The organism is Hymenobacter agri, assembly GCF_054778495.1.
In genome coordinates, this window is the sequence record NZ_BAAGZM010001263.1 from 1 (window position 1) to 576 (window position 576).

Genomic DNA, 576 nt, shown 5'->3' on the forward strand with positions numbered 1-576 from the left:
CCGCTCCGGCGCCAGACTGAGGAACGCCGAAACGCCGGCCCACTCGCGGCGGAAGGTGTCGTAGGTGTCGGGCTCCAGGGCCCAGTGCGAGTGGCCGTGCAGGTAGCGCGGGGCCAGCCGTCGGTTGCGAATGGACAGCACCACCCGCCCGTCGGTGCCTAGGTCTTCGGCCAGCACGACCTTGACCACCTGGCTGTCGAGGGGACTTAGGGTCTTGGGGACTTGGGGGCTTGGATTTTCGGGGTTAGAAGCATTGCTAGGATTCGGCGCGGTGTCAGTATGTGGCGCGTTGCCGGCGGTACCATCGGACGAAGTCCCTGAATCCCCAGGTCCCTGAACCTCTTTTTTTCGCCGCGGATACAAAATCAGCGTGTCGCCGGCCCGGAAGTTGACTTCACGCCCGCCGGCCGGGCGCTGGAACACCAGGTGCGGTCCGAGGCCGTCGCGGACGTCGTCGTCGGCATTGCTGTGGTCTTCAATTAATTCCAGCTCATCGAGCAGACTGAAGTTCTGATGCTTGCGGGCCTGGGGCAGCAGCCAGAGGCCGGCCTGACCGCCGGCGTCGCCGGGCCGGGC

General features: G+C 66.0%; 1 protein-coding gene. It reads right to left on the reverse strand.

Annotation, left to right across the window (positions count from 1 at the left end; all coding sequences use genetic code 11):
* Positions 1-576: hypothetical protein (locus ACYVDE_RS25700; RefSeq protein WP_460504335.1), on the reverse strand; the 576-nt coding region annotated here is incomplete at both ends.